A 23,688-nucleotide genomic window follows, 5' to 3' on the forward strand; every position below is an offset into this window, starting at 1 on the left:
GTATACACGGCTGCTACGCGTGATGCAGCGTTACAACACATTTCACCCGAATGTTTCGACTATAAACAGTTCGATTTTCTGATTTTGCGGCGAAGATTGCGTAATTTCAGCTTGTTGCAGCAAGCTGATAAGTATTGTTCGGTAACGCCCGCATTTATTTTTTTTGGTTCTCGACGAATAAGGTATTTCAGGTTTTACTGCCCGCCACCAAGGAAGGGTGCTGATGAATATGCGGAATTTAAAAATCGTCATACTGTTGATAGCCAGTTTTACACATTGGGCCGCCGGAGCGGGAGCTGCCTGCCCTGAATGGCCGCCAGAAAGAATGTCTGCTGAAATTAATACTCTCAAACAACAACTGGATAAGTGGAGTGTGGCATACCATCAGCAAGGTATTAGTCTGATTGCAGATGATGTTTACGATCAATTACAGGAGAAATTAGCTCTATGGCAGTCATGCCATCGGTTGCCGGATAATCACGGAAACACGCTAATTCCTGGTAATGGGACGTTTCGTCATCCGGTTGCCCATACCGGACTAAAAAAGCTTAAAAATGAAGCTGCATTAGCGAATTGGATGGTGGGGCGGAAAAGTCTCTGGGTTCAGCCAAAAGTGGATGGCGTTGCAGTAACACTGGTGTATCAGGATGGAAAACTAATACAACTGCTCAGTCGAGGAAATGGTTTGAAAGGCCAGAACTGGACTGACAAAGCGCCATTTATTACTGCTATTCCTCAATATATTGCTACCGCTCCTCCTTGGTTAACGCTGCAAGGGGAACTATTCCTGCAAATGGGCGACCACTTACAAGCGTCGTCTGGCGGTGTCAATGCCAGAGCGGCGGTTGCGGGTGCACTTATGCGCAAGTCTCCAGCGGCATTACTGCCTCAATTGGGCATTTTTATATGGGCATGGCCTGATGGGCCAAGCAGCATGGTGGAGAAAGGGGAACTATTGCAGGCGATGGGCTTCCCCTTGACTGCTAAATACAGCAAACCAATAGCATCAAGCCGCGATGTTGCACACTTTCGTCATCACTGGTTTCACACCGCGCTGCCTTTTGTAACTGATGGCGTGGTTATCCGACAGGCAGCGGAACCTGCTGGGCGCAACTGGCAGGCCGTTCCAGGATACTGGGCCGTGGCGTGGAAATACCCCGCACAACAGCAAATTACCGAAATTAAAGATATACATTTTACGATAGGCCGCACCGGTAGAGTGACCGTTGTTTTACTGGTTTCACCAGTAAAAATTGATGATAAATGGATTCGGCGAGTGAATGTAGGTTCAGTCTCTCGTTGGCGGCAATGGGATATTACATCTGGCGATCAAATTATTATCGCATTGGCTGGGCATGGCATTCCACGGCTAGAGAGTGTTGTTTGGCGGGTAAGCCAACGGCAGGAATTCACCCCACCGGCGGGAGACCAATTCCATCAATTGAGTTGTTTTCGCCTTATATCTCCTGAGTGTGAACCACAACTTCTCTCTCGTTTGATATGGCTCAGTGGCCCCAAAGGGCTAGATATACAAAGTATCAGTAGTGGCTATTGGCGAGACCTGATCCATCATGGGCTTATCAATGATTTGGTGGGGTGGCTATCCCTTACTAGAGACCAAATAGCGGGTGTTCCTGGTATAGGGACAGCACGTGCTGAAAATATTTATCAGCAATTTCAAAGCACAAGGCAAAAACCCTTTTCCCAATGGCTACAGGCATTGGGGTTTGCGCAGGGTATAGTTGTCAATTCTCCGTGGCGGCTACTACAACAACGCAGTATTGCAGAGTGGGGCTTAATACCGGGTATAGGGCCGGTTCGGGCAAAACAAATTACGCGTTTTTTACACCACCCAGAGGTACAAGCTATGGCTGATTTCCTATCGCACCAGAACATTGCAGGGTTTCAGCACGAGGAGTAAATCCGTACAGACCCTGGCTTAATGCTCTGAATGTTCATATTTGAAGATTGGCAGCCCCAGCCGGAATCGTAATGCTAGCAGCCGCGCACTTAACCCTGTGACGAGTGTAATGATAACAACCCAATTATGTGACAGTTGCGTGTATTGCAAAGCAATGTAGATCCAAGCGGCAGCAAATGAGATACCAGCATAGATTTCTTTCTGGAATACCAATGGGATACAGTTACAGAACATATCGCGCAGGACGCCGCCAAAAACGCCGGTAATGACGGCCGCAATAGCGGCAATGATCGTACTGTGGCCCATATCAAGAGCGATTTGTGCACCAATAATAGAGAAAACGATCAGTCCAATCGCATCAAGCACCAAAAACAAATGGCGCAAATGCTTCATTAGCGGGGCCATCCAAGTTGTGACGATTGCAGCAACGGCGACAATAACAATGTATTCAGGGTGTTTAACCCAACCAAGCGGATAATGGCCCAGCAGCATATCTCGGACTGAACCACCACCAATTGCCGTTGCAGATGCAATAATAATGACACCAAACATATCCATTTGGCGGCGGCCCGCAGCCAGTGCCCCGGTCATAGCTTCGGCTGTAATACCAATAATATAAAGAACACTGAGTAGCATAATGAGTCAAATTTCTTAAGGGCAGTAAAGGCCGCAGAGTAGTGACTATGGCTGGCTGTCGCGACTGAGATTTTCTAAGTCATGTGTTTAAGATTACTTTAACTAATCAATTTATAAATTATTTAGCTAATAAATATAGATAAAAAAAGAAAATGTTAATAATAATCCATTAGTAATTATAGGGTAAAAATAGCAGATTAAAGCCCTGTAAGAGCATGCCTGTGCGCTTGTATGATCTTCTTGCCTGATTGCAGAGTCATGCTGCGGGTGGTAGTTTTTATCTTTTATTTCAGTGAGATTTGTTCATGGACAATCGTGTTAATCCGTCGCGTTATCGTGGGGCATTGTTTGCCGGTATGGTTGCTATCGGGGTATTACTGAGCGGTTGTGTTGACAGTGCTGGTCATGCAAACACCGCTGTGGTGAAAGTGGTACCTCCGGCCTGTATTAAAGGTGAGCCGATGACACAAACCACACTCTATTTCGGTTTGAATCGGCCTCATGGCCCCGCTATTTCTATCGCTGAATGGCAGTCTTTTGTCGATAATGATGTGACCAGCCGCTTCAATGAAGGTTTGACCGTAATTGATGCCAAAGGGCAATGGTTAGGAAATAATGGGCAAGTTGCCAAAGAAAGCAGTAAGGCGTTGGTCCTCATTCATAAAGATGGCAAAGAAGGTGCCATCGAAGCTGTGCGTTCCCGCTATAAACAGCAGTTTGCACAAGAATCTGTTATGCGGGTTGATACTACTGTGTGCGTAGATTTCTAACGTTAATTTCAAGCCTTTTATCTTCAATTTACAAGAGATAAAAGGCTGATAGCCCTATTGTTGGTTTAGAGTAAAAGCTTACCTTATTACAAAATAAGCCCTGCAACGGCGGCAGAAAGTAAACTGACCAAGGTTGAACCATAGACCAGTTTTAATCCGAATCGTGAAACGACATTCCCTTGTCGCTCATTTAGCCCTTTGATGGCACCAGCAACAATACCAATTGAGGCAAAGTTAGCAAAAGATACTAAAAAGACAGAAAGGATGCCCAAGCCACGTGGAGACATTTCGGCTGCTACTTTCTTTAACTCAATCATGGCAACGAACTCGTTTGCCACCAGTTTGGTCGCCATAATACTCCCTGCTTGCAACGCATCCTGAGTAGGAATGCCGATCAGTAGCGCGAGCGGATAAAATAGATATCCCAGTACTTCTTGGAAACTGATGTTGAATAAGCTACTAAATAAAGCATTAATAGCAGAAATTATGGCAATAAAGCCAATTAACATCGCAGCTATAATCATTGCAATTTTAAAACCAGCCAGAATATATTCACCCAGCATCTCAAAAAAACTTTGGTCTTCATGAAGTTTGTTTAGCTTTAATTCGGGTTCGTCAGCCATTGGGTAAGGATTAATAATAGAGAGGACAATAAAAGTACTAAACATATTCAATATTAACGCAGTTACTACAAACTTTGGCTCAAGCATGGTCATATAAGCACTTACAATCGACATGGATACTGTTGACATCGCCGTTGCTGCCATGGTGTACATTCTACGTGGTGATATATCAGCAATAATTCCTTTGTAAGCAATAAAGTTCTCTGATTGCCCCAAAATCAATGTGCTCACGGCATTGAAAGACTCCAGTTTCCCCATGCCATTTACTTTGGATAACAACGTGCCCACAACCCGTATGATGAGTGGCAATATACGAAAATGCTGTAAAATGCCAATCAGCGCGGAAACGAAAATGATCGGGCAAAGAACGTTCATGAATATAAATGCTAAGCCTTGTTCGTTCATACCGCCAAAAACAAAACTGGTACCGACTGCGGCGAATTTCATCAGAGTTTCAAATAATCCGGCAAAATACTTTATTGCACCCAGACCACTTTCTGAGTGTAAAAAGAAATAAGCCAGTGCAATTTCTAAAACCAATAACTGAAAAATATAGCGCAGCCTAATATTTTTTCGGTCACGACTGACTAACAAAGCCAGTATTGCAATAGTCATTAACGCTAAAAGAAAGTGCAGAATTTGCAGCATAAAAGAATCCGTCAGGCATAAAGATCAGACAGTATTTTATCCGTAACAGCAGGTTTTTTTCATCTGAAATTCTATCTTCTTGGCAATGTATATTCTATTGAATGCCTTAACTCAGTCCTAAACATGCGTATTGTTAAAATTTTTACTGGTTTTCTCATCATTTATCCATTGGGTGACTCACTATTTATCTGCCAGCTTAAGTTGCCATCACTGCGGCAAGCTTAGCGTGTCCTCAATGAGGATTCGGCAGAAATAGCATTATCTGTGTTTAACTAACTCATTGGATGGAATATGAATATGATTAATCTTCCTAGCTGCCGCCCTTTTTCTGAGGCTGGGCACTTATCCCAAATATCGGCGTATTACGAAGAAGAGCGTAATACGATGTGGATGTTGCTGCATGCCCACCCGCGCCCTTGTTTTAATCTGGAGTTAATTGAAAATATTATGACACTTGCACAAGCCGCTAAAGAATCAAAATTACCTTTTGATTTTTGGGTGACGGGTTCGGTGGTACCCAATATGTTTAATGTAGGGGGGGACTTGAACTTTTTCGCGCATATGATTAAAAACCGCAAACGAGAAGCGTTAATGGCCTATGCGCGTGCATGTGTAGACTGTGTTCATGCGGCTTCCCGTGGCTTTGATATTGGTGCCATATCTATTGCGATGATTGAAGGGAGTGCATTAGGTGGGGGGTTTGAGGCAGCATTAGCCCATCATTTTGTTCTGGCACAAACTACAGCCAGAATGGGGTTCCCAGAAATTGCATTTAATCTATTTCCTGGCATGGGAGGCTACTCACTTGTTGCCAGAAAAGCAGGGATGAGAGTCGCAGAACAACTGATTTGGACAGGTGAATCTCATGCTGCGGAATGGTATGAGAGCCGTGGTCTTGTTGATAAGTTATTTCAGCCGGGAGATGCTTATCTTGCGACTCGTACCTTTATAGATACGATCAGGCCAAAGTTAAATGGTATGAGAGCGATGATTAGGGTTCGGCAACGTGTTTTGCAATTAACGCGTTCAGAACTGATGGATATCACGGAGGATTGGGTTGATTCTGCATTTTCTATTGAGCCGAAAGATATAGCCTATATCGAACGGTTGGTTACATTACAAGACCGGCATACTTCGGCAATGCCAAAAGCAATATAGCGTTATACACCTAATCCAGTGGAAGGTGAGGGTGTTGTGTTACCAGCCAATGCTCCAGTTCATCTGCGGGCATTGGTTTGGCGTAAAGAAACCCTTGTTTTTCATCAATGCCAATAGAATCCAGGAATTCCTCTTCCCCTTTAGTTTCCACACCTTCGGCAATTACCCGCATTTTAAGTGCCTCAGCGACAACGATAATGGCTTTAACCAGAGATTGTGAAATCGGATTATTATCAATATCACGTACAAAACTTTGATCCAATTTAATGGCATCAATAGGGATACGAGCCAATTGAGAAAGCGAAGAATAGCCAGTGCCGAAGTCATCCAAATGAACCTGAGCACCCAAGTGACGTAATTGTTTCATGATATTGATGGCCGAATCTTCATCATCGATTAAGCAACTTTCGGTTAATTCAACATCAACCAAACTGGATTCTAATTCGCTGGCTTCAAGAGACTCAATAAAACTGGTTACGATAGCCTCATCAATTAATTGCCGGGCTGATACATTTACCGCCACTCGTAGGTTTATTCCACGTTTCTTCCAATCTACTGCTTGTTGCATCGAAGTTTGCAATACCCATTTGCCCAATGGCCCGATCAACCCGGATTCTTCGGCATAGGAGATAAACTCAAGTGGGGCGATTAAACCGCGCTCGGGTGATAACCATCGGACTAATGCTTCGACACTATGAACTTTACCCGTTTTGGCGGATATCTTGGGTTGGTAAAAAACTTGTAATTGATGTTGTTCTAAACCTTTACGTAAATTGGTATCTAGCCAGACGTATTCAGATACTTTCTTATTCATCTTTTGTGAAAAAATCGAATAGGTCTGTTTTCCATGTTCTTTTGCGGTGTACATGGCAGTGTCTGCGCTACGGATAATATTTTCTAGTGTATCTCCGTGTTCAGGGCACAGTGCTATCCCGATAGAACACCCGGTATATACTTCGATCAATCCTACCCGGAAGGGTAACTTCATGCGGTTGAGAATGCGCTGTGCAGTTGCCTCCAGTAAGTTCATTGAGGCATTCTCCACCAGAACAATAAATTCATCACCGCCTAACCGGGCAAGCATTTCACTTTCACCCAAACAACTTAAAATGGCCAGCGAGACATCTTTGAGTAAGCGATCACCAAACATATGGCCGTAATGGTCGTTAACTTTTTTAAAATTATCGAGATCGAGGTAAATAATGCCGACTGAGGTCTCACCACGAGTTAGGATTGCACTATTAATACGTTCGTGAATAGCGTGGCGATTAGGCAGGCCAGTAATCATGTCGGTATTAGCCAAAATTCGCAAACGCTCTTGTGCACGCCTTTCTTTAGTAATATCAGTACCAGAACAGATAAGGTAACGCTCATTTTTGCCACTACCACTGTGAACAAACTTATTGCGGAATAAAAAGAGGCGTTTCCCTTTTACAGTATTAACCCAACGTTCAACTTCGTAAGATGCACCGCGCAGGAAGAAGCCCTCAATATTTTTGCGCGACGAGGCTCCCTCTTTGGCTGTCATAAACAAGTCGTAAACATTTTTACCAATAACGTCTTGTTCTTTTTTACCGGTATATTCTTCGCTGAGGTGATTGAATCGCTGTACGTAACCATCTTTATCAAGAATCACAATAACAGAGTTAGCTTCAGAAACGACTTGTTCTGCAAAGGAAAGCCCCATCACTAAATCGCGTGCTACCGACTCAGTATCAGCGTACGCGGAGGCGGTTCCACCCCATTCTTTGTCATTAACTTTACGGCCCACCAGATGTAAATGAAGTGGATTACCGTAAATTTCTATTTCAATATCTAAACTGGCAGTAATACCCGTTAAACCCCGAATTTTCATTGTTTGAACGGAATTAAGGGGAATGGCAATATTTGTGGTTCCCTTGATGGCGGATAACTCTAAAGCCTGACTATCAAAAGCCAGTCGCCAAAAAGGGCTATGGGTACCAAAATAGGTCTCTAGGATCGATGTGTTTTGGTCTTGGAACATACGCGATCCCCTAAAAGTGTATATGTGTCTTTTACTTACCTTAGCCAGAAAGGTTAAGCAACGCTATCCCTGACTCACCCTGTTATGATTGCAATTCTGACCCTTATAAAACACCCCGGCCTAAACTGACCAACCAATAAAGTATATGTGTAATTTCTTCAGGCCTGATATTAGATAGTAGCCATAAACATATTAAATGCTCTTTCTGCTTTCACATTGTGGCATAGGAAGAAAGTTAAATATTGGGAAATGCTCTATATTTTAAATGGTTACAGTAAATTATGTGAGATCTTATCATTGATAAAATAATGAAGAAGAGTTGCTTGTTCACCGAGGGCTGTATGGTTTTTGGTGGGTTAACGTCATTACAACTGCAAAGTGGTAAGCAATTAGAGTATTTCATTCTCAGATGGAATGATAATACCCTAATCATAGTTATGATTTATCTGCGATCTTTTTCAGGTATTCATTGTTTTTAAATGCGATCATGATCATCTCAAAACAGATTCGAGTCGCAAGAGCACCGCCAAGGATGCTAAGAAATCCGCCGATGACACTGGTATTTATCATTACGAATACGCCGGAAATAATGATAAATACCAGTAAAAGCCAATATAAACCGGTAAGAATCTTGGGTGTCAGCAGAGCATCGAAAAAAAGTACATTCTTAAGCATTACTAAATCCTTCTTATTTGAGCGTTAAAATTCCCGTAGGGATTATGCATTAGCTTTAAACTTCATACCATACACAAACCCTTACAAATATTTTGGAGTTATAACAATCAGATGATTCTCGTTATTACTGCTCAAATCGGGTACTTTTTTACTCAAAGTTCAGTATCATGCCAACACCGACCTCTTCAATATTGACTGCGTTGGCTAGGGCTATTTTGGCTTTAAGATCAGTGCAATGGCAGGGATAAATTGCTTGAGCATTGAGTTGTTTAAAATAATCAGATGTTCTGGATAGAATATCACTGCTGGCATTTAATAGATGAAACCCACCAATGACTGCGCGGACACGTTTATCGTTGGTAACTTTAATCGCATAATCGATAATATTGCAGATGCCGGAGTGAGAGCAGCCCGTGATAATGACGATACCTTCAGGGCTGGTATAAACTATTGCACTGTCATCGGTAACAAAATCTTCAACTTTATGCCCGCAACAATCGACAGTTTTACCAACAGGCTCTAGCCCTTCAAAATCGTTGTTACGCGCAATCTCCCCTAAAAAGAGTAAATTATCGGTAAGGTAATATACTCCAGGCTGTTCGACCCGTTCGAAAAGCGTCGGATAACCATCTGCCGGTAAATTAGCGCCTATAGATTTATCTTCATAGTATTTCGGCAGAAAGGCATTGGGATGAGCAACAATCTTTATTTTCTTGGCATCTTGATGGTTTACCCGATCAAGATACTGTGCAAGGTGGTTTAGCCCCCAGCTATGGTCGTTATGCCCATGAGAAAGGACAATACTGTCTATCTCAGTCAGGTTAATGCCTAAAATAGCCGCATTACTCAGAAAAACATCGGAGTAACCGGTATCAAAAAGAAATGATTTTCCGTCAATTCGTAAGTGATAGCAGACACCTGGTTCGGCGGTAAGGTACTTATCTATCAAGGTATTATTATCAACTAATACGGTTAACTGCATTTTCCCTTCCTTTTGCTATTTTATCCCCTGATTTTTCACCAATGCCAATACCTTTGTTTTTTCTTCTGGTGATAACGCCATAAACGCTAACATCATGTCTGCTAATACATCGTCGGCGGTATAGAAGTACGCTAGCGGTATTTGCAACACATCTGCGAGTTGTTGGGCAACCTCCATGCTAGCTTCATGTACACCTTTCTCGTAACGATTTATACGTGTACTTGCTTCAAATTCATCAATCCCGGCAGCAATACCAAGCTTTTTTGGGATAGCCATTTAGCAAGTCGCACCAGCTTAAGTCGTTGACAAAAAACACTATGGTAATCAGATTCTATTTTCATGACTACGATATTCGTAGTTATGGCTTGAATTGGATACTACGTATAACGTAATTATAGAAATGGCAGCAGATTAAATAGAAAATAGCCCGCGTTAACGGGCTTTAAAGACATTTTTTCGAGGTGCTGAAATGTGGTGATAATTCACTCGGTGCAATCGGTTTTTTAAGTGGATTAATTTAGATAAGATATTGTTATTATGTGTTTTTATTTGAAAACGTCATTGTGTATCTAAAGTTCGCGTGTTAAGTAATGGGACTTATTTTTTGCTCAGCTTCTTAGTGGCCGATTCCAGTTGTTTGATGCTTTTTTCTGGCGTAGGAAGATTTTCCGGCATAGTCCCACCTAATTCTTCGATTGTTTGTCGAACCTTTTGGCCCACATTAAAATGAGTCTGATTTGCTTGCTGTTTTGATTTTACCTGATCTCTACGGAGTTTCTCTTCCGCCTGTGTTGCTCTAAATAGGTTAGCTGCAAGTTCTGTAGAACCCATATGGTCGAGAATTTTTTGACTCTTTTTAAGGCCCTTGCGTTGGTGGATAGATTTTTGATCTAACCCACCATATAAGCCTTGATAACCATGATTTTGGAAGACTGCGAAATCCAACGTTGTTTCGACCCCTGCCTGTTGTGCTGTCTCCACCAGATGTTTGTTATGTTCTTTCAATTCATTACGCAGAAATAGCCGTTTTTCGTTCTCGCGTAGTTTTTTGAAGATTTCATCATCTGCAAGTTCTTGCCGCCTAGTTTGGATAGCAAAGTATGTTTGCCCGGAAGCAATCACCGGCTTGCTTGGATCACCATTTTGTACAACGAGATAGCATGCATACCTAGATAAATGGACATCATCTAACTCGCGTTGTGCTCCAGAGCCTAGAATTACCTTCTTGGTGGATTCAACGAAATGGTCTGATACATTTTGATCACTAGCTTCACAGGCTTGCGCGGCCTTAGATAAAACATTCTGGAAGTTCCTCCAATCCCTGTAATCCAGTAAAGGCGCTAAATCCCTTGCTGACCAATGCTCGTTATTATCATCACTGTGCAGACGAAGGCTTTCAAACGTTTGATGGTGTTCGTTCATGTTAATCTCCATTTTAACGAGACGATAGGTACTCTGTACTTGTGGGAAATTTTACGCTATCAGCATATGCGCTGAGTCGGTACATTCTCTGTGTACTAACGAAGAAAGGAAACTGTAGATTGGATGAAATTTCATAAGTGCGAGGAGGGAGTAAAGCCCGCGTTAACGGGCTTTAAAGACATTTTTTTGCGATGTACTAAAAGTTACTCGATATTCTGAATCTGCTCGCGCATTTGCTCGATCAGTACTTTCAATTCGATAGCGGAGTTGGTCACGTCGGCATTGATAGACTTTGATGCCAGCGTATTCGACTCGCGGTTAAATTCTTGCATCATAAAATCAAGGCGGCGGCCTACCGCTTCTTTCTTCTTCAGAATATTGTGCGTTTCTTTAACGTGCGCTTCCAGGCGATCTAGCTCTTCGGCAACATCGACACGTTGCGCCATCAGCACCAATTCTTGCTCCAGACGGGTATTTTCCAGTTGGACTTGCGCTTCTTCCAGCTTATTGAGCAAGCGCTCACGTTGCCACTGCAAGATATTTGGCATATGTGCACGGACTTTAATCACTTCCGCGCTAACACCATCAAGGCGCTGTTCGATAAGGGTTTTCAGTGCGGCCCCTTCGGTTTCACGGGACACGATAAAGTCATCCAGCACGATATCCAATGCTTGCATTAGCTCGGTACTGATTGCGTCCAGATCCTGCTCTTCAGCGGCCATGACACCCGGCCAGCGCAGAATATCCACCGGATTTATCTCGCCTTCATCACTTTGCATTTTGACCCAGTTACCGGCTTCAACTAACTGCTTTGCCAGTTTTTCATTAAGGATCAGAGAGCTTTGTGCGTTGGCATCCAGTTCAAAACGCAGGTTACACTCGATTTTGCCGCGCGTTAAGCGGCCACGGATGCGTTCGCGGATAACCGGTTCCAGACTGCGAAATTGTTCAGGTAAGCGAATATAAGTTTCTAAATAGCGTTGGTTAACGGAACGCAGCTCCCAGGCTGCGCTACCCCATTCACCCTTAATATCACGCCGAGCGTAAGCGGTCATGCTGCGGATCATTGTTGCGTACCCGTTTTAAAGAAAAGATGCAGCGATTATAGCCTCCGAGGCGCAGGCAGGATAGGCATTACATCACTAAGGCCGTATAATGCGCGACCAATATCGATTTAAAGCCGGAGAAAGCCCATGCGTCCAGCAGACCGAGCAGCACAACAAGTCCGCCCACTCACACTGACCCGTAATTACACGAAACACGCTGAAGGTTCAGTATTGGTTGAGTTTGGCGATACCAAAGTATTGTGTACCGCCACGGTCGAAGAGGGTGTTCCGCGCTTTCTCAAAGGCCAAGGGCAGGGCTGGATAACGGCTGAATATGGTATGTTGCCGCGTGCTACTCATAGCCGTAATGCCCGTGAAGCCGCGAAAGGTAAACAAGGTGGCCGTACTTTAGAGATTCAACGCCTGATTGCCCGTTCTTTACGTGCTGCGGTTGATTTGAAAAAATTAGGTGAGTTCACTATCACCTTAGACTGCGATGTGTTGCAGGCTGACGGTGGTACCCGCACGGCGTCAATCAGTGGTGCTTGTGTGGCTCTGGCCGATGCACTGAATAAACTGGTCGCTGCGGGTAAATTGAAAGCGAACCCGATGAAAGGTCTGGTTGCTGCGGTTTCTGTTGGTATCGTTAAAGGCGAGGCGCTTTGCGATCTGGAATATGTAGAAGATTCTGCCGCAGAAACGGATATGAATGTAGTGATGATGGAAGATGGCCGGATGATTGAGGTGCAGGGCACCGCAGAAGGCGAACCATTCAGTCATGAAGAACTCTTGGCGTTGCTGGCTCTGGCCCGTGGGGGGATAGAGACTATCTTCCAGGCACAGAAAGCAGTGTTAGCACAATAATTGATTAAGGCGACTTGCTAGTCGCCTTTTTTTTGCCTGCAATTTAGGTATCGAGTCAGTCAATAAAGCAATTAACAAGAACAGTCACAATCTGGAGAGGAGAAGTACCCATGAAAGCCTATCAGCGCGATTTTATCGAGTTTGCGCTTAACAAACAGGTGTTGAAGTTTGGCGAGTTTACCCTGAAGTCTGGGCGGATTAGCCCCTATTTCTTTAATGCCGGATTGTTTAATACCGGGCTGGATCTGGCAAAACTTGGGCGTTTTTACGCCGCTGCCTTAGTGGATTGTGGTGTGGAGTTCGATCTGTTGTTCGGGCCAGCATACAAAGGTATCCCGATTGCGACGACGACAGCTGTTGCATTAGCAGAGCATCACGAGCGCGATGTGCCTTACTGTTTTAACCGTAAAGAAGCGAAAAATCACGGGGAAGGCGGCAGTCTGGTAGGTAGCCCTCTACAAGGCCGAGTCATGCTGGTGGATGATGTAATAACCGCTGGTACTGCTATTCGTGAATCAATGGAGATTATCAACGCACAGGGCGCGACCCTAGCTGGTGTAATGATTTCATTGGACCGTCAGGAACGTGGTCGTGGTGAGATTTCAGCGATTCAGGAAGTTGAACGTGATTACCACTGCAAAGTGATTGCGATTGTTACGTTGAGTGATGTGATCAGTTATCTGGAAGAAAAACCGGAAATGGCTGATCATCTGGCGGCTGTGCGTGAATATCGCAAAAAATACGGTATCTAGTCACTATACGGTTAAGCCAGCAAAAAGGGCCAAATGGCCCTTTTATCGTTTTTTGACTACCCCGGCTGAGGTTTATTGCAACTGTGCCACAATCAGTGGCCAGCGGGCGTCAAACTCTTGTGTTGGCCGATAGCGGAACTCTGAGCGGACAAAGCGCGAAAGCATCCCTTCACAAAATGCCAGCAGTTGAGTTGCTAATAGTGCTTCATCATGTATAAAACCTTGCCCATCACGCAGCTTTTTCTCGCGCAAAACTTGGCGTAATTGCACTTCAATACGTTCAAACAGTTGATTAATCCGCCCTTGCAGACGATCTTGTTCAAACATCAGTGCATGACCGGTCATGATTCGGGTCAGGCCGGGGTTGCGTTCTGCAAACCCTAATACCAACAGCAGGATTAGCCGGAGGCGATTAAACGTCTCTTTTTCATCTTGCAGAATCAAATTAATGCGGGACATCAGACTATCTTCAATAAACTCGATCAGGCTATCGAACATCCGCGTTTTACTGGGGAAATGCCGATAAAGCGCTGCTTCAGAAACCCCCACATTGGCGGCAAGTTTAGCGGTAGTAATGCGTTGGCTGCCGTCACTGGATTCCAGCATCTGCGCTAAAGCCTGCAAGATTTCCTCGCGCCTGTTCCTTTTCGTATTTTGTTTTTCTGCCATGTCCGAGTAGACCCTTGCTAAAAATGACGTAATAACAAAAACCCAAATATCGGCCGCACTGGGTACCAAGCCCCGGCGGCTTATGTGATAGCTTTTTTACGATATTGAGGTCTAGGGTAGGTTATTGGCGCCCAGAATGACCAAAACCACCAGTACCACGTTCACTTTGGTCAAAATCTTCAACCAAATTGAATTCTGCTTGTACTACGGGAACAAACACCATCTGAGCGATACGTTCGCCGGGTTCGATGGTAAATGCCTGTTGACCACGGTTCCATACCGAGACCATCAATTGCCCCTGATAATCGGAATCGATAAGCCCCACCAGATTACCAAGAACCACCCCATGTTTATGCCCTAAACCCGAGCGAGGCAGAATGACGGCGGCCAAAGCACTATCGCCGATGTGTATGGCTAAGCCGGTAGGTAGCAATGTGGTTTGCCCCGGCAGTAAATCAACTGCTTCGTCCAGACAGGCACGTAAATCCAATCCGGCAGAGCCTTCTGTCGCATAGGTTGGTAAAGGAAATTCATTGCCAACACGTGGGTCCAGAATTTTAATGTCGATTTTTTTCATCATAACGGCTGACAATCTCGTCTATTAAACGCTGACTGAGGAGGTGTTTATCGCTGAGCGGTAAACGTTTCTCTCCAGCCAGCCAAAAAAGGTGCAAGGCATTGGTATCACTGTTAAAACCATGCTCTGCGAGCGATACATCATTAGCGCAAATCAGATCCAGCTTCTTCCGCGCCAGTTTTTGTCGCGCGTATTCTTCCACATTCTGGGTTTCGGCAGCAAATCCAACAACAAATGGACGATTTTTAGCCATCGAAGCCACACCGGCAACAATATCCGGGTTTTTCAACAACTTAAGGGTAATTTCATCACCCTGTTTTTTTATTTTCTCATTAGAAACTTGCTCTGCACGGTAATCCGCTACCGCAGCACAAGAAATAAAAATATTCTGCTGGGCTGCAGTGTTCTGCACTGCCTGTTGCATCTCAAGAGCACTGACAACATCAATGCGATTAACACCCGTTGGCGTGGAGAGATTAACCGGGCCTGCAATCAGTGTGACCTTAGCGCCTCTCGCTGCGGCGGCCTGAGCAATCGCAAAGCCCATCTTGCCCGAACTTTGATTACTGATAAAGCGCACCGGATCAAGTGCTTCACGCGTTGGCCCTGCGGTAATCATGACACTCAAATGTTGCAGGTCTTGTTTTACAGAAAAATGACTGTCTGCCAGCGCGACGATTTCCAGTGGGTCCAGCATTCTTCCCGGCCCCACATCACCACAAGCCTGGCTGCCGCTGTCCGGCCCCCACAGCAACATTCCGCGATTAGCGAGCGTCTGCAAGTTTGCCTGAGTGGCCGCAGCACGGTACATCTGTTGATTCATAGCCGGAACAGCCGCAATAGGGGCTGCTGTGGCCAGGCAAACCGTGGTGAGGAGGTCATTTGCCATCCCTGCTGTAACCCTGGCCAGCAAATCAGCCGTAGCCGGGGCCATGATGACCAGATCAGCCCATTTACCCAACTCAATATGGCCCATGGCGGCTTCTGCCGCCGGATCGAGCAAATCATCTGAGACGGGATAACCCGAGACTGCCTGCAACGTGAGTGGCGTAATGAACGCTTTGGCGGCGGTCGTCATCACCACCCGCACCTCTGCGCCCCTGTCGCGCAAGCGGCGTACCAGCTCAGGAGATTTATACGCGGCAATACCCCCGCTAATCCCGAGCACAATATGTTTGCCGGAAAGTCCCGTCATCATGATTGTCCGAATGAAAGCTGTAAGAGGCAATATTTTAGCATAACCGTCGGGCAGATTAGCTATCGGGCTGTCGCTTGATGCCATCAATCATCAAATTTGCGAAGCGTTTCGCATGCACTAAATCATGAGTTCGCCAGGCAGAAAGCCTTCTGTCATGCTGCACGCGCTGTTCAGGGATTACAGGAGCCAAAGGATGGATGAATGGTATGGGCAGATAGCCCCAAGGGAAAAATTACTGAAATATGGTGCTGCTGTACTAACCGATGCCGAGTTACTCGCGATTTTTCTGCGTACCGGTATTCCCGGAATGCACGTAATGCAGATGGCTGAATATCTGATTGAAGAGTTCGGCTCACTTCATGGGCTGATGTCGGCGGATTATCAGACGTTATGTGCTCAAAAAGGGATTGGCTCATCTAAATACAGCCAAATTCAAGCCATTGCAGAACTGGCCTGTCGTTGCTTTTCATCCCACCTGATGCGGGAAAGTGTTCTGCAAAATCCCGAAATTACCCAAAAATTTCTGCAAAATATTCTTTCCCATCGCGAACGAGAGATTTTTTTAGTCATGTTTTTGGATAACCAGCATCGTGTTATTCGCCATGAGGAGATGTTTACTGGTACCATCAGCAGCGTTGAGGTTCATCCGAGAGAAATTGTGCGTGAAGCGCTGAAGGTTAATGCCGCCGCGCTGATTCTGGCGCATAATCACCCCTCGGGTAAGGCTGAACCGAGCCAAGCCGACCGTTTGATTACTACGCAGGTGATAAAAGCCTGCTCATTATTAGATATTCGGGTGCTCGATCATTTAGTGGTTGGCCGGGGTGAATGTGTCTCATTTGCTGAACGCGGATGGCTTTAGAGCAATAATAATTGATCCTTTCGGGATCTTTAGCTGTTCGGGACTTGAGCACTTACGCTTCAGAGCGTATACTACGCCACCTTTGAGAATCTTGGGTTTGGCGTGAAGAGCCTATCTCAGCAGGTTTATAGCCTGGTGACAGGGGTTTCTGACCTGATGACAGTGAGTCTTCTCAGTGAATTTGCTGAGATGGGCTCTAAAGCCTGACGAGGCGGCCAAATCCTATACGAAGCTCGAGCTGATTTGATTTTTGGAGAATAGACATGTCCCGAGTCTGCCAAGTTACTGGCAAGCGCCCGGTGAGCGGTAACAACCGTTCCCACGCAATGAACGCGACCAAACGCCGTTTTCTGCCGAACCTTCACTCTCACCGTTTTTGGGTTGAGGGCGAGAAGCGCTTTGTAACTCTGCGTGTATCTGCTAAAGGTATGCGTGTTATTGATAAGAAGGGTATCGAAACGGTCTTGGCCGAAATTCGCGCCCGCGGTGAGAAGTATTAAGGAACTGAATCATGGCTAAAGGTGTTCGCGAGAAGATCAAGCTGGTTTCTTCTGCTGGTACTGGTCACTTCTATACCACTACGAAGAACAAGCGTACTAAGCCGGAAAAATTGGAATTGAAGAAATTCGATCCAGTTGTCCGTCAACACGTGATCTATAAAGAAGCTAAAATTAAATAATTTTAATTTTGGTGGATTATGAAAACCCGGCTTCGGCCGGGTTTTTTATTATATAAAGTTCAGTGAGATACGTTTAGGGAGGTTACATGCCTGAATTACCAGAAGTTGAGACCAGCCGACGCGGGATCGAACCTTATCTTGTCGGCCAAACCATTCTTTACGCGGTGGTCAGAAATGCCCGTTTGCGTTGGCCGGTGTCCGATGAAATTCTGGCATTGAGCGATCAACCGGTGCTCAGTGTTCAGCGTCGGGCCAAGTATTTATTGATAGAACTGCCAACTGGCTGGATTATCGTCCATCTGGGGATGTCAGGTAGCTTACGGATATTGTCTGACGAAACTGAAGCTGAAAAACACGATCATGTCGATTTGGTTATCAGTAATGGCAAAATATTGCGTTATACCGACCCACGGCGCTTTGGTGCCTGGTTGTGGGCAAAAGACCTTGAAACCAGCAATGTATTAGCGCATTTAGGGCCAGAACCACTGAGCGATGAATTTTCTCCCCAATACCTGTTTGATAAATCACGGAATAAACGCACCGTGATTAAACAGTGGCTGATGGATAACAAAGTGGTGGTTGGCGTTGGCAATATTTATGCCAGTGAATCCTTGTTTGCCGCAGGTCTTTTACCTGACCGTGCTGCTGGTTCATTAACCAACGCTGAAATTGTACTGTTAGTGGCCACAATAAAAGCCGTGTTGCTGCACTCTATTGAACAGGGGGGCACCACATTGCGCGACTTTCTACAGTCAGATGGTAAGCCAGGTTACTTTGCGCAGGAGTTGCAGGTGTACGGGCGGGCGGGCGAGCCATGTCGCCGTTGTGGGCATCTGATTGAAATTGCGAAGCATGGGCAGCGCAGCACGTTTTTTTGCCGCCACTGCCAACATTAATCGTATACCCTCGTATTTGACGCCGCAGGGTTGTGGGCTACGTTCGCTTACCGCTAGCCTGCAACTCCAATGGCTTCGGCGATATAGGGTTGCATAAATAAAAGGGTCAGGCCAGTTTAGTCATCAGCGCTGCGGTGACGGGGGCAGGAAGGAACGGTGTGATATCGCCGCCATGGCGTGCCACTTCCTTCACCAACGAGGAAGAGATAAACGACCATTTCTCTGATGGCATCAGGAAGACACTTTCCAGTTTGGGCATCAGGTGGCGGTTCATATTGGCCAGTTGCCATTCATACTCAAAGTCTGACACTGAGCGTAAGCCTCGAACCAAAATATTAGCATCGTGTTTTTTGGCAAATTCAGCCATCAGTTCGCTGAATCCTAAAACTTCGACATTCTTCAACGGAGCTGTTACTTCCTTTGCTAATGCGACGCGTTCTTCCAGTGTAAACATCGGTTTTTTGCTGGAACTGTCGGCAATAGCCAGGATGACATGGCTGAACATAGCTGCGGCACGTGCCACTAAGTCCAAATGCCCATTGGTTATGGGGTCAAATGTCCCCGGATAGATGGCTTTGGTGGTCATGAGTTCTCGCTTTTCTGATATTGGTGGCTCAATGCCCACAGAGCCGCATATTTATTAAAGGTATATTGCGCGTTTACTACTGCCAGCAATAGCCCTTGTTTACCATCGAGGAAACCTGCACGTAATAACCATGTCTTACAGAAAGCCCCAAGAGTATGGCTGAGAATAGAGAAGTAGCTACAACTCTTACCTTGCTGATGGCGTTGAGTCGCCCACGCTTCGGCATAACTCAGTTGTTTACGTTGAAAAGCAAAGAAATCACGACAAGTCAGATGCAATAAATCACCGCTCAACGGGATAACTTTTGCTGAGCCGCTATTAAGCGATTCATGTACTAAATTATCGTTATATTGGAATTGATGATGCGGATATAACCGGGTGACTCGATCTGGATACCAGCCACTGTGGCGCATAAAACGACCTAAAAATAGATTCCGCCGGGCGCAGCTATAAACCGCGCCTTCCTCCGGTGTAATAAGTACCGCTTCAATAGCGGTTTTAAGCTCAGGAGTCACCCGTTCATCGGCATCCAGCATCAGAATATAATCGCCACTGGCATACTGTTGGGCTAATTGCCGCTGTTTGCCATAACCCGGCCATTGCGCATTACTGTATACTTTCGCGCCATATTGCTGGGCCAGCGCGATGGTTTCATCTTCACTGCCTGAATCCAATACCACTATTTCATCAGCCCAACTCACCGATGCCAGGCAATCCGCTAGCAATGAGGCTTCATTCTTGGCAATCATCACCACTGACAGGCGTTTTCTTGCACTCATTTAGTGGCTCCGTTGTGGCAGATAAGGCTCCAACAAGTGTAATAACCGTTGTAGTGCACCCTGGTTTTCATGCAACACGTCAACTGCATGGCGGCCATAATAAAGGCGGCAATCTTCATCCGTGAGTAGCACGGTGATTTCTTTTACCAGCGATAGGGTATCCGTCACGGTGATCAACCCTTCAGCCTGTTCCAGCTTGGCACAGATGTCTTTAAAGTTAAATGTATGTGGCCCCATCAGCACAGGGATGGCATGGGCTGCTGCTTCAAGCGGATTATGACCACCACGCTCAACCAAGCTTCCACCGACAAAAGCCAGATCGGCAATGCCATATAACAGCATCAGTTCACCCATGGTATCGCCAATCACAACCTGTGTACTGCCAGAAGGAATTTCCCCCTTGCTACGTAAGGTGTAACTCAGCCCAGCTTTCTCCGTCAGTTCAACCGCTTTCGGGAAGCGTTCGGGGTGGCGAGGAACCAAAATCAGCAATAATGTCGGGAAGTGTTGCAGTAATTGGTGATGAGCTTCCAACAAAATGGCTTCTTCCCCATCATGGGTACTGGTTGCAATCCACACTGGGCGATGCGGCGCCCATTGGCGGCGTAATGTTACAGCTCTGGCTGCTAATTCAGGGGTGACGGAAATATCAAACTTTAGGCTGCCCGTTACCGTCAACTGAGAGCGTTTGAGGCCCAGTTCAATGAACCGGTCACCATCTTCTTGATTTTGTGCGGCAATCAGCGTGATACGTTGCAGCATATTACGGATAAAGCTACCGATTTTCTTATAGCCAGCGGCAGAACGGGCAGAAAGGCGGGCATTGGCAATCACCAGCGGGATTTTGCGGTGATGCAGTGCATTAATAAGGTTCGGCCACAATTCTGTTTCCATGATAATGACCAGCTTAGGATTGACCTGATCAAGAAAGCGGTTCACAGAGCCGGGGAGGTCGTAAGGCAGATAAACGTGGTGAACATCTTTACCAAACGCAGATTGGACACGCTCAGAACCCGTCGGTGTCATCGTGGTCACGGTAATGGGCAATGATGGGTAGCGGTGACGCAATGCTCTGACTAAAGGGATCGCGGCCAGTGTTTCACCGACTGAAACTGAATGCAGCATGATACCGCCAGCGACAACTTTACCGGCACAAAAACCATAACGTTCACCCCAGCGCTTGCGATAAGCGGGGGCTTTACGGCTACGTAACAGCAACCGCAGCCAGATCAAAGGTTGAATAAGGTAGAGTAGTACCTGATATAAACGCAGCAACATTCTATCAATTTCATTTATATGGATTATTAAGAATAATACCATATTTGAGCAAGAAAGGCTCTTTTCAACTGGGTCAGCCCGATAGCCAGAGCAGGGCCAGTCTATTCATAAAAAAGAATATAATTTTTAACAATTTTCAGTAATTGAGCAGCGATAAAATTGATTTTACCTACTCTCAAGTGAGAGTAATTATCATTATTGTTTTTAGTCGTGAATGGTGTAGCCGTAGATATCATTAGGTTATATTTTAATGATATTTTTATCTAGGAATGCGCTTCTTTTTAGCGATATATCTCAGTTTCTTACCGGCTTTACTTTGATAGAAGAGAATTTAGCAATTAATGGCGTAAGCAGAGGAATTGGTGAGTGGCTATTAGGTGGATATCAGCGAGTGACTTACTTAATTATTTAAATAATCAATTAGGGATTCTTAACAATTAGATGCCGAAGTTAATTGAAGCGCTGTATTAGCCGCCATCCTTTGTTAGATAATATGCGAGAAAGATAATCAGATAACCCACAACAATCAACTCTGATAATTACCAGAGTCGATTGTTATTACATGATAAATATCGGCAGGTAGAATTCCTGGCACGAATAAATCACTGGAAACAAACAATAGGCGCTTATGAAATCAGTGCTTCCAATCGTGCCATAATAGTTTCAGCCGTAATTGTATCCATACTTTTTTGTTCGGAAATCACCGCAATCTGGTTTTTCCCATAACCGCCAATTAACCCAGGGTCGGTAGGGCCGAATAGAGTAATATTCGGGCGATCCAACGCTGCGGTTAGGTGGCTGAGGCCGGTATCAACGGAAACAACAGCTTTTGCGCCAGCCAGAACCTCTGCTACCTGCTGGAGACTGAGTTTAGGCAAGACCTCGACATGCGGGAAATGCTCCGCTAATCGTAAAGCACGTTGATACTCATGTTCCGCCCCCCACGGTAACTTGATTTTTAAACCGGTGGGGGCAACCAGCTCGATCAATTGCAGCCAATGGCTTTCAGGCCAGTGCTTGTTGTCTCTGGTCGTTGCGTGCAGAAAAACCAAATACTGACCAGCATCGCCAGGTAACTGGTTTAAAAAGCGCTGCGCGATAGCATAGTCGCCATAACTGTCTGGTTTATCATAACCCAGACTTTTGGCAAACAGTTGGCGTATGCGCTCAACCGCATGTTGTTTGGTGTCAATTTCATGGCGGCAGTTATAAAACCAACTGGCAAATGGCTCACGGGCACTTTTGCAATCCGGGCCATGCCTAACCCCTTTGGCAATACGGGTAATCAGCGCGGCACTTTTAATTAGCCCCTGAGCATCGATCACCAAATCATAATGGCGTTGCTGCACAACACGTTTAAAATCGCAGCGTTCCTGCCGGGTATCACTACCAAACCAATTTTTACGCCAACGGCGGATGGCCACCGGAATCACTTTATCCACTGCCGGATGCCAACTTGGGATCTGACTAAATCCTTCCTCTACTACCCAATCAAAGCGAATATCTGGAAGGGCATTCATCGCATCGGTCAGTGCGGGCAACGTGTGTAAAACGTCGCCCATCGAAGAGGTTTTAACGATTAATACATGCATTAATCGGCCTCACTGACAGAGTTTTGGCAAGCGGATAATTGTTTCTCAAGGGCCGCCATCACTTGTTCTGGCTGGATATCAATCAAACTCTGATGATAGCCCTGCACGCTATCGCCTTTGCGCACTTTGTGATAGCCGGTAATTAGGCGAATGACAGTGGCTTTATCAGACAGTGGTGGGGTGAAGTCCGGGCTACTTGGGCCATATAAGGCCACTAATGGTTTATTTAATGCGGCAGCAACATGCATTAAACCGGAGTCATTACTGACTACCGCGCTACAGGCCGCAATCAATACCACCGCTTGCTCCAGCGATGTTTGCCCTGCCAGATTGAGGCAATATTCGCGGGAGTTCTCGCCCAAAGTCTGGCGGATCTCTTCGCCGGCTTCACTATCTTTAGCTGAACCTAATAAAACGACTTGATAGCCAGCATCAATCAGTTTTTGTGCCAGAGTGGCATAGTGATAATGCGGCCAGCGTTTTGCCGGGCCAAACTCAGCTCCTGGGCAGAAACCTACGATTGGCCGGTTATCTGTCAAATTGAATGACGCGGTAATCTCGGCAATTTCTTCATCCCGAACCTGCAATCGCGGCCATAGCAAAGGTTGCGGTAAATCATCGGCTGAGTGGATTTTTTCTTTATCATAGGCCAGTGCAACATAGCGCTGAACCATCATAGGGAAGGCTTGTTTATCCAGAATACGCATATCATTGAGCAAGAAGTAGCGCATTTCGCCACGCCAGCCAATACGTTGCTTAATCCCTGAAAAATAAGGTATCAGGGCGGATTTAAACGAGTTTGGCAGCACATAGGCGCGATCATAGCCGGTTTCACGTAAGGCTAAACCCAAGCGACGACGTTCATCAAAAGCAAAAGCCCCGTGCCCTAAGGGCATTGGGATTGCATGACGCACTTCTGGCATTCTGGCCAAAAGCGGACGGCACCACGCGGGTGCCATCACATCAATATCTGCTGCCGGATATTCGGCCTTCAGGGTACGGTAAAGACTTTGCGACATCATCATATCGCCAACCCAAGAAGGGCCGATGACCAGTATTTTCATACCGTT

General features: G+C 45.6%; 25 protein-coding genes. 9 read left to right on the forward strand and 16 right to left on the reverse strand.

Annotated elements, in window-relative coordinates; all coding sequences use genetic code 11:
- Window positions 1–223 precede the first annotated feature (223 nt).
- Entirely contained in the window at window positions 224–1,921 is a 1,698-nt protein-coding gene (gene ligB, locus EL015_RS00170) for an NAD-dependent DNA ligase LigB (RefSeq protein WP_032907603.1), read from the forward strand.
- An 18-nt stretch (window positions 1,922–1,939) separates the two neighbouring features.
- On the opposite strand, the gene EL015_RS00175 is transcribed toward ligB, so the two are convergent.
- Complete coding sequence (locus tag EL015_RS00175; RefSeq protein WP_005191115.1) at window positions 1,940–2,557, reverse strand: trimeric intracellular cation channel family protein; 618 nt, start codon at window positions 2,555–2,557, stop codon at window positions 1,940–1,942.
- Window positions 2,558–2,862: 305 nt separating this feature from the next.
- On the opposite strand from EL015_RS00175, the gene EL015_RS00180 reads away from it, so the two are divergent.
- Complete coding sequence (locus EL015_RS00180; protein ID WP_005191112.1) at window positions 2,863–3,327, forward strand: DUF3574 domain-containing protein; 465 nt, start codon at window positions 2,863–2,865, stop codon at window positions 3,325–3,327.
- A gap of 86 nt (window positions 3,328–3,413) precedes the next feature.
- Here EL015_RS00180 and EL015_RS00185 read toward each other — a convergent pair whose 3' ends face one another.
- Window positions 3,414–4,598, reverse strand: a complete 1,185-nt coding sequence (locus EL015_RS00185; protein ID WP_005191109.1) for a NupC/NupG family nucleoside CNT transporter — start codon at window positions 4,596–4,598, stop codon at window positions 3,414–3,416.
- A 291-nt stretch (window positions 4,599–4,889) separates the two neighbouring features.
- On the opposite strand from EL015_RS00185, the gene EL015_RS00190 reads away from it, so the two are divergent.
- Entirely contained in the window at window positions 4,890–5,756 is an 867-nt protein-coding gene (locus EL015_RS00190; protein ID WP_032907602.1) for a crotonase/enoyl-CoA hydratase family protein, read from the forward strand.
- 10 nt (window positions 5,757–5,766) lie between these two features.
- Here EL015_RS00190 and pdeR read toward each other — a convergent pair whose 3' ends face one another.
- The 6 genes from pdeR to EL015_RS00220 all read right to left on the reverse strand — a co-directional run bounded on the left by pdeR (window position 5,767) and on the right by EL015_RS00220 (window position 11,907).
- Entirely contained in the window at window positions 5,767–7,761 is a 1,995-nt protein-coding gene (gene pdeR / locus EL015_RS00195) for a cyclic di-GMP phosphodiesterase (protein ID WP_005191103.1), read from the reverse strand.
- Between the two features lie 435 nt (window positions 7,762–8,196).
- Complete coding sequence (locus tag EL015_RS00200; protein ID WP_005191100.1) at window positions 8,197–8,436, reverse strand: DUF4282 domain-containing protein; 240 nt, start codon at window positions 8,434–8,436, stop codon at window positions 8,197–8,199.
- A 148-nt stretch (window positions 8,437–8,584) separates the two neighbouring features.
- Window positions 8,585–9,418 (reverse strand): MBL fold metallo-hydrolase, encoded by an 834-nt coding sequence (locus EL015_RS00205; protein ID WP_005191097.1) that lies wholly within the window; start codon window positions 9,416–9,418, stop codon window positions 8,585–8,587.
- 15 nt (window positions 9,419–9,433) lie between these two features.
- The gene (locus tag EL015_RS00210) at window positions 9,434–9,694 is read right to left on the reverse strand and encodes a helix-turn-helix domain-containing protein (RefSeq protein ID WP_005191094.1); all 261 of its coding nucleotides are present in this window, start codon (window positions 9,692–9,694) and stop codon (window positions 9,434–9,436) included.
- 321 nt (window positions 9,695–10,015) lie between these two features.
- Window positions 10,016–10,840: a DNA damage-inducible protein D gene (gene dinD, locus EL015_RS00215; RefSeq protein WP_032907599.1), complete on the reverse strand. Its 825-nt coding sequence runs from the start codon at window positions 10,838–10,840 to the stop codon at window positions 10,016–10,018.
- 203 nt (window positions 10,841–11,043) lie between these two features.
- Window positions 11,044–11,907, reverse strand: a complete 864-nt coding sequence (locus EL015_RS00220; RefSeq protein WP_005191086.1) for a YicC/YloC family endoribonuclease — start codon at window positions 11,905–11,907, stop codon at window positions 11,044–11,046.
- A gap of 126 nt (window positions 11,908–12,033) precedes the next feature.
- Here EL015_RS00220 and rph point away from each other — a divergent pair, with 126 nt between their 5' ends.
- Both rph and pyrE read left to right on the forward strand, forming a co-directional pair.
- Complete coding sequence (rph, locus tag EL015_RS00225; protein ID WP_005191083.1) at window positions 12,034–12,750, forward strand: ribonuclease PH; 717 nt, start codon at window positions 12,034–12,036, stop codon at window positions 12,748–12,750.
- A 110-nt stretch (window positions 12,751–12,860) separates the two neighbouring features.
- Window positions 12,861–13,502, forward strand: a complete 642-nt coding sequence (pyrE, locus tag EL015_RS00230) for an orotate phosphoribosyltransferase (protein WP_005191079.1) — start codon at window positions 12,861–12,863, stop codon at window positions 13,500–13,502.
- A gap of 72 nt (window positions 13,503–13,574) precedes the next feature.
- Here pyrE and slmA read toward each other — a convergent pair whose 3' ends face one another.
- From slmA to coaBC, 3 genes are all read right to left on the reverse strand, one after another.
- Entirely contained in the window at window positions 13,575–14,171 is a 597-nt protein-coding gene (gene slmA, locus EL015_RS00235) for a nucleoid occlusion factor SlmA (protein WP_005191076.1), read from the reverse strand.
- Between the two features lie 121 nt (window positions 14,172–14,292).
- A complete protein-coding gene (gene dut / locus EL015_RS00240) occupies window positions 14,293–14,751 on the reverse strand; it encodes a dUTP diphosphatase (protein WP_042568893.1) in 459 nt (152 codons plus the stop codon).
- Window positions 14,729–15,946 (reverse strand): bifunctional phosphopantothenoylcysteine decarboxylase/phosphopantothenate--cysteine ligase CoaBC, encoded by a 1,218-nt coding sequence (gene coaBC / locus EL015_RS00245; RefSeq protein ID WP_005190654.1) that lies wholly within the window; start codon window positions 15,944–15,946, stop codon window positions 14,729–14,731. The genes dut and coaBC overlap by 23 nt, the downstream gene beginning before the upstream one ends.
- Before the next feature lie 193 nt (window positions 15,947–16,139).
- On the opposite strand from coaBC, the gene radC reads away from it, so the two are divergent.
- From radC to mutM, 4 genes are all read left to right on the forward strand, one after another.
- Window positions 16,140–16,808: a RadC family protein gene (radC, locus tag EL015_RS00250; RefSeq protein ID WP_005190652.1), complete on the forward strand. Its 669-nt coding sequence runs from the start codon at window positions 16,140–16,142 to the stop codon at window positions 16,806–16,808.
- 263 nt (window positions 16,809–17,071) lie between these two features.
- Window positions 17,072–17,308 carry a 50S ribosomal protein L28 gene (gene rpmB / locus EL015_RS00260; protein WP_005164747.1) on the forward strand — a complete coding sequence of 79 codons (237 nt, stop codon included), beginning with the start codon at window positions 17,072–17,074 and terminating at the stop codon, window positions 17,306–17,308.
- 11 nt (window positions 17,309–17,319) lie between these two features.
- On the forward strand, window positions 17,320–17,487 hold the full coding sequence (gene rpmG / locus EL015_RS00265) for a 50S ribosomal protein L33 (RefSeq protein ID WP_004392084.1): 168 nt from the start codon (window positions 17,320–17,322) through the stop codon (window positions 17,485–17,487).
- A gap of 86 nt (window positions 17,488–17,573) precedes the next feature.
- On the forward strand, window positions 17,574–18,383 hold the full coding sequence (mutM, locus tag EL015_RS00270) for a bifunctional DNA-formamidopyrimidine glycosylase/DNA-(apurinic or apyrimidinic site) lyase (RefSeq protein WP_005190640.1): 810 nt from the start codon (window positions 17,574–17,576) through the stop codon (window positions 18,381–18,383).
- 106 nt (window positions 18,384–18,489) lie between these two features.
- Here mutM and coaD read toward each other — a convergent pair whose 3' ends face one another.
- The 5 genes from coaD to rfaF form a co-directional block, all read right to left on the reverse strand.
- A complete protein-coding gene (gene coaD / locus EL015_RS00275) occupies window positions 18,490–18,969 on the reverse strand; it encodes a pantetheine-phosphate adenylyltransferase (RefSeq protein WP_032907540.1) in 480 nt (159 codons plus the stop codon).
- Entirely contained in the window at window positions 18,966–19,748 is a 783-nt protein-coding gene (locus tag EL015_RS00280) for a glycosyltransferase family 2 protein (protein ID WP_005190634.1), read from the reverse strand. The genes coaD and EL015_RS00280 overlap by 4 nt, the downstream gene beginning before the upstream one ends.
- Complete coding sequence (gene waaA, locus EL015_RS00285; RefSeq protein WP_032907537.1) at window positions 19,749–21,026, reverse strand: lipid IV(A) 3-deoxy-D-manno-octulosonic acid transferase; 1,278 nt, start codon at window positions 21,024–21,026, stop codon at window positions 19,749–19,751.
- A 626-nt stretch (window positions 21,027–21,652) separates the two neighbouring features.
- Window positions 21,653–22,618: a lipopolysaccharide heptosyltransferase RfaC gene (rfaC, locus tag EL015_RS00290; RefSeq protein ID WP_032907535.1), complete on the reverse strand. Its 966-nt coding sequence runs from the start codon at window positions 22,616–22,618 to the stop codon at window positions 21,653–21,655.
- Window positions 22,618–23,682, reverse strand: a complete 1,065-nt coding sequence (gene rfaF, locus EL015_RS00295; protein WP_005190621.1) for an ADP-heptose--LPS heptosyltransferase RfaF — start codon at window positions 23,680–23,682, stop codon at window positions 22,618–22,620. Before rfaF ends, rfaC begins: the two co-directional genes overlap by 1 nt.
- Between the last annotated feature and the right edge of the window lie 6 nt (window positions 23,683–23,688).

Origin of the sequence: Yersinia intermedia, from assembly GCF_900635455.1 — a bacterium.
In the GTDB taxonomy this organism is placed as follows: Bacteria; Pseudomonadota; Gammaproteobacteria; order Enterobacterales; family Enterobacteriaceae; genus Yersinia; species Yersinia intermedia.

Excerpts from the sequence above, each read along its gene's own strand:
- coaBC (WP_005190654.1), bottom strand. The coding sequence starts at position 15,946 with ATGATGACGGGACTTTCCGGCAAACATATTGTGCTCGGGATTAGCGGG.
- slmA (WP_005191076.1), bottom strand. The coding sequence starts at position 14,171 with ATGGCAGAAAAACAAAATACGAAAAGGAACAGGCGCGAGGAAATCTTG.
- EL015_RS00200 (WP_005191100.1), bottom strand. The coding sequence starts at position 8,436 with ATGCTTAAGAATGTACTTTTTTTCGATGCTCTGCTGACACCCAAGATT.
- rfaF (WP_005190621.1), bottom strand. The coding sequence starts at position 23,682 with ATGAAAATACTGGTCATCGGCCCTTCTTGGGTTGGCGATATGATGATG.
- waaA (WP_032907537.1), bottom strand. The coding sequence starts at position 21,026 with ATGTTGCTGCGTTTATATCAGGTACTACTCTACCTTATTCAACCTTTG.
- EL015_RS00280 (WP_005190634.1), bottom strand. The coding sequence starts at position 19,748 with ATGAGTGCAAGAAAACGCCTGTCAGTGGTGATGATTGCCAAGAATGAA.
- EL015_RS00185 (WP_005191109.1), bottom strand. The coding sequence starts at position 4,598 with ATGCTGCAAATTCTGCACTTTCTTTTAGCGTTAATGACTATTGCAATA.
- EL015_RS00205 (WP_005191097.1), bottom strand. The coding sequence starts at position 9,418 with ATGCAGTTAACCGTATTAGTTGATAATAATACCTTGATAGATAAGTAC.
- mutM (WP_005190640.1), top strand. The coding sequence starts at position 17,574 with ATGCCTGAATTACCAGAAGTTGAGACCAGCCGACGCGGGATCGAACCT.
- EL015_RS00210 (WP_005191094.1), bottom strand. The coding sequence starts at position 9,694 with ATGGCTATCCCAAAAAAGCTTGGTATTGCTGCCGGGATTGATGAATTT.
- rpmB (WP_005164747.1), top strand. The coding sequence starts at position 17,072 with ATGTCCCGAGTCTGCCAAGTTACTGGCAAGCGCCCGGTGAGCGGTAAC.
- coaD (WP_032907540.1), bottom strand. The coding sequence starts at position 18,969 with ATGACCACCAAAGCCATCTATCCGGGGACATTTGACCCCATAACCAAT.
- pyrE (WP_005191079.1), top strand. The coding sequence starts at position 12,861 with ATGAAAGCCTATCAGCGCGATTTTATCGAGTTTGCGCTTAACAAACAG.
- rfaC (WP_032907535.1), bottom strand. The coding sequence starts at position 22,618 with ATGCATGTATTAATCGTTAAAACCTCTTCGATGGGCGACGTTTTACAC.
- dut (WP_042568893.1), bottom strand. The coding sequence starts at position 14,751 with ATGATGAAAAAAATCGACATTAAAATTCTGGACCCACGTGTTGGCAAT.
- EL015_RS00180 (WP_005191112.1), top strand. The coding sequence starts at position 2,863 with ATGGACAATCGTGTTAATCCGTCGCGTTATCGTGGGGCATTGTTTGCC.
- EL015_RS00175 (WP_005191115.1), bottom strand. The coding sequence starts at position 2,557 with ATGCTACTCAGTGTTCTTTATATTATTGGTATTACAGCCGAAGCTATG.
- radC (WP_005190652.1), top strand. The coding sequence starts at position 16,140 with ATGGATGAATGGTATGGGCAGATAGCCCCAAGGGAAAAATTACTGAAA.
- rpmG (WP_004392084.1), top strand. The coding sequence starts at position 17,320 with ATGGCTAAAGGTGTTCGCGAGAAGATCAAGCTGGTTTCTTCTGCTGGT.
- dinD (WP_032907599.1), bottom strand. The coding sequence starts at position 10,840 with ATGAACGAACACCATCAAACGTTTGAAAGCCTTCGTCTGCACAGTGAT.
- pdeR (WP_005191103.1), bottom strand. The coding sequence starts at position 7,761 with ATGTTCCAAGACCAAAACACATCGATCCTAGAGACCTATTTTGGTACC.
- rph (WP_005191083.1), top strand. The coding sequence starts at position 12,034 with ATGCGTCCAGCAGACCGAGCAGCACAACAAGTCCGCCCACTCACACTG.
- EL015_RS00190 (WP_032907602.1), top strand. The coding sequence starts at position 4,890 with ATGAATATGATTAATCTTCCTAGCTGCCGCCCTTTTTCTGAGGCTGGG.
- EL015_RS00220 (WP_005191086.1), bottom strand. The coding sequence starts at position 11,907 with ATGATCCGCAGCATGACCGCTTACGCTCGGCGTGATATTAAGGGTGAA.
- ligB (WP_032907603.1), top strand. The coding sequence starts at position 224 with ATGAATATGCGGAATTTAAAAATCGTCATACTGTTGATAGCCAGTTTT.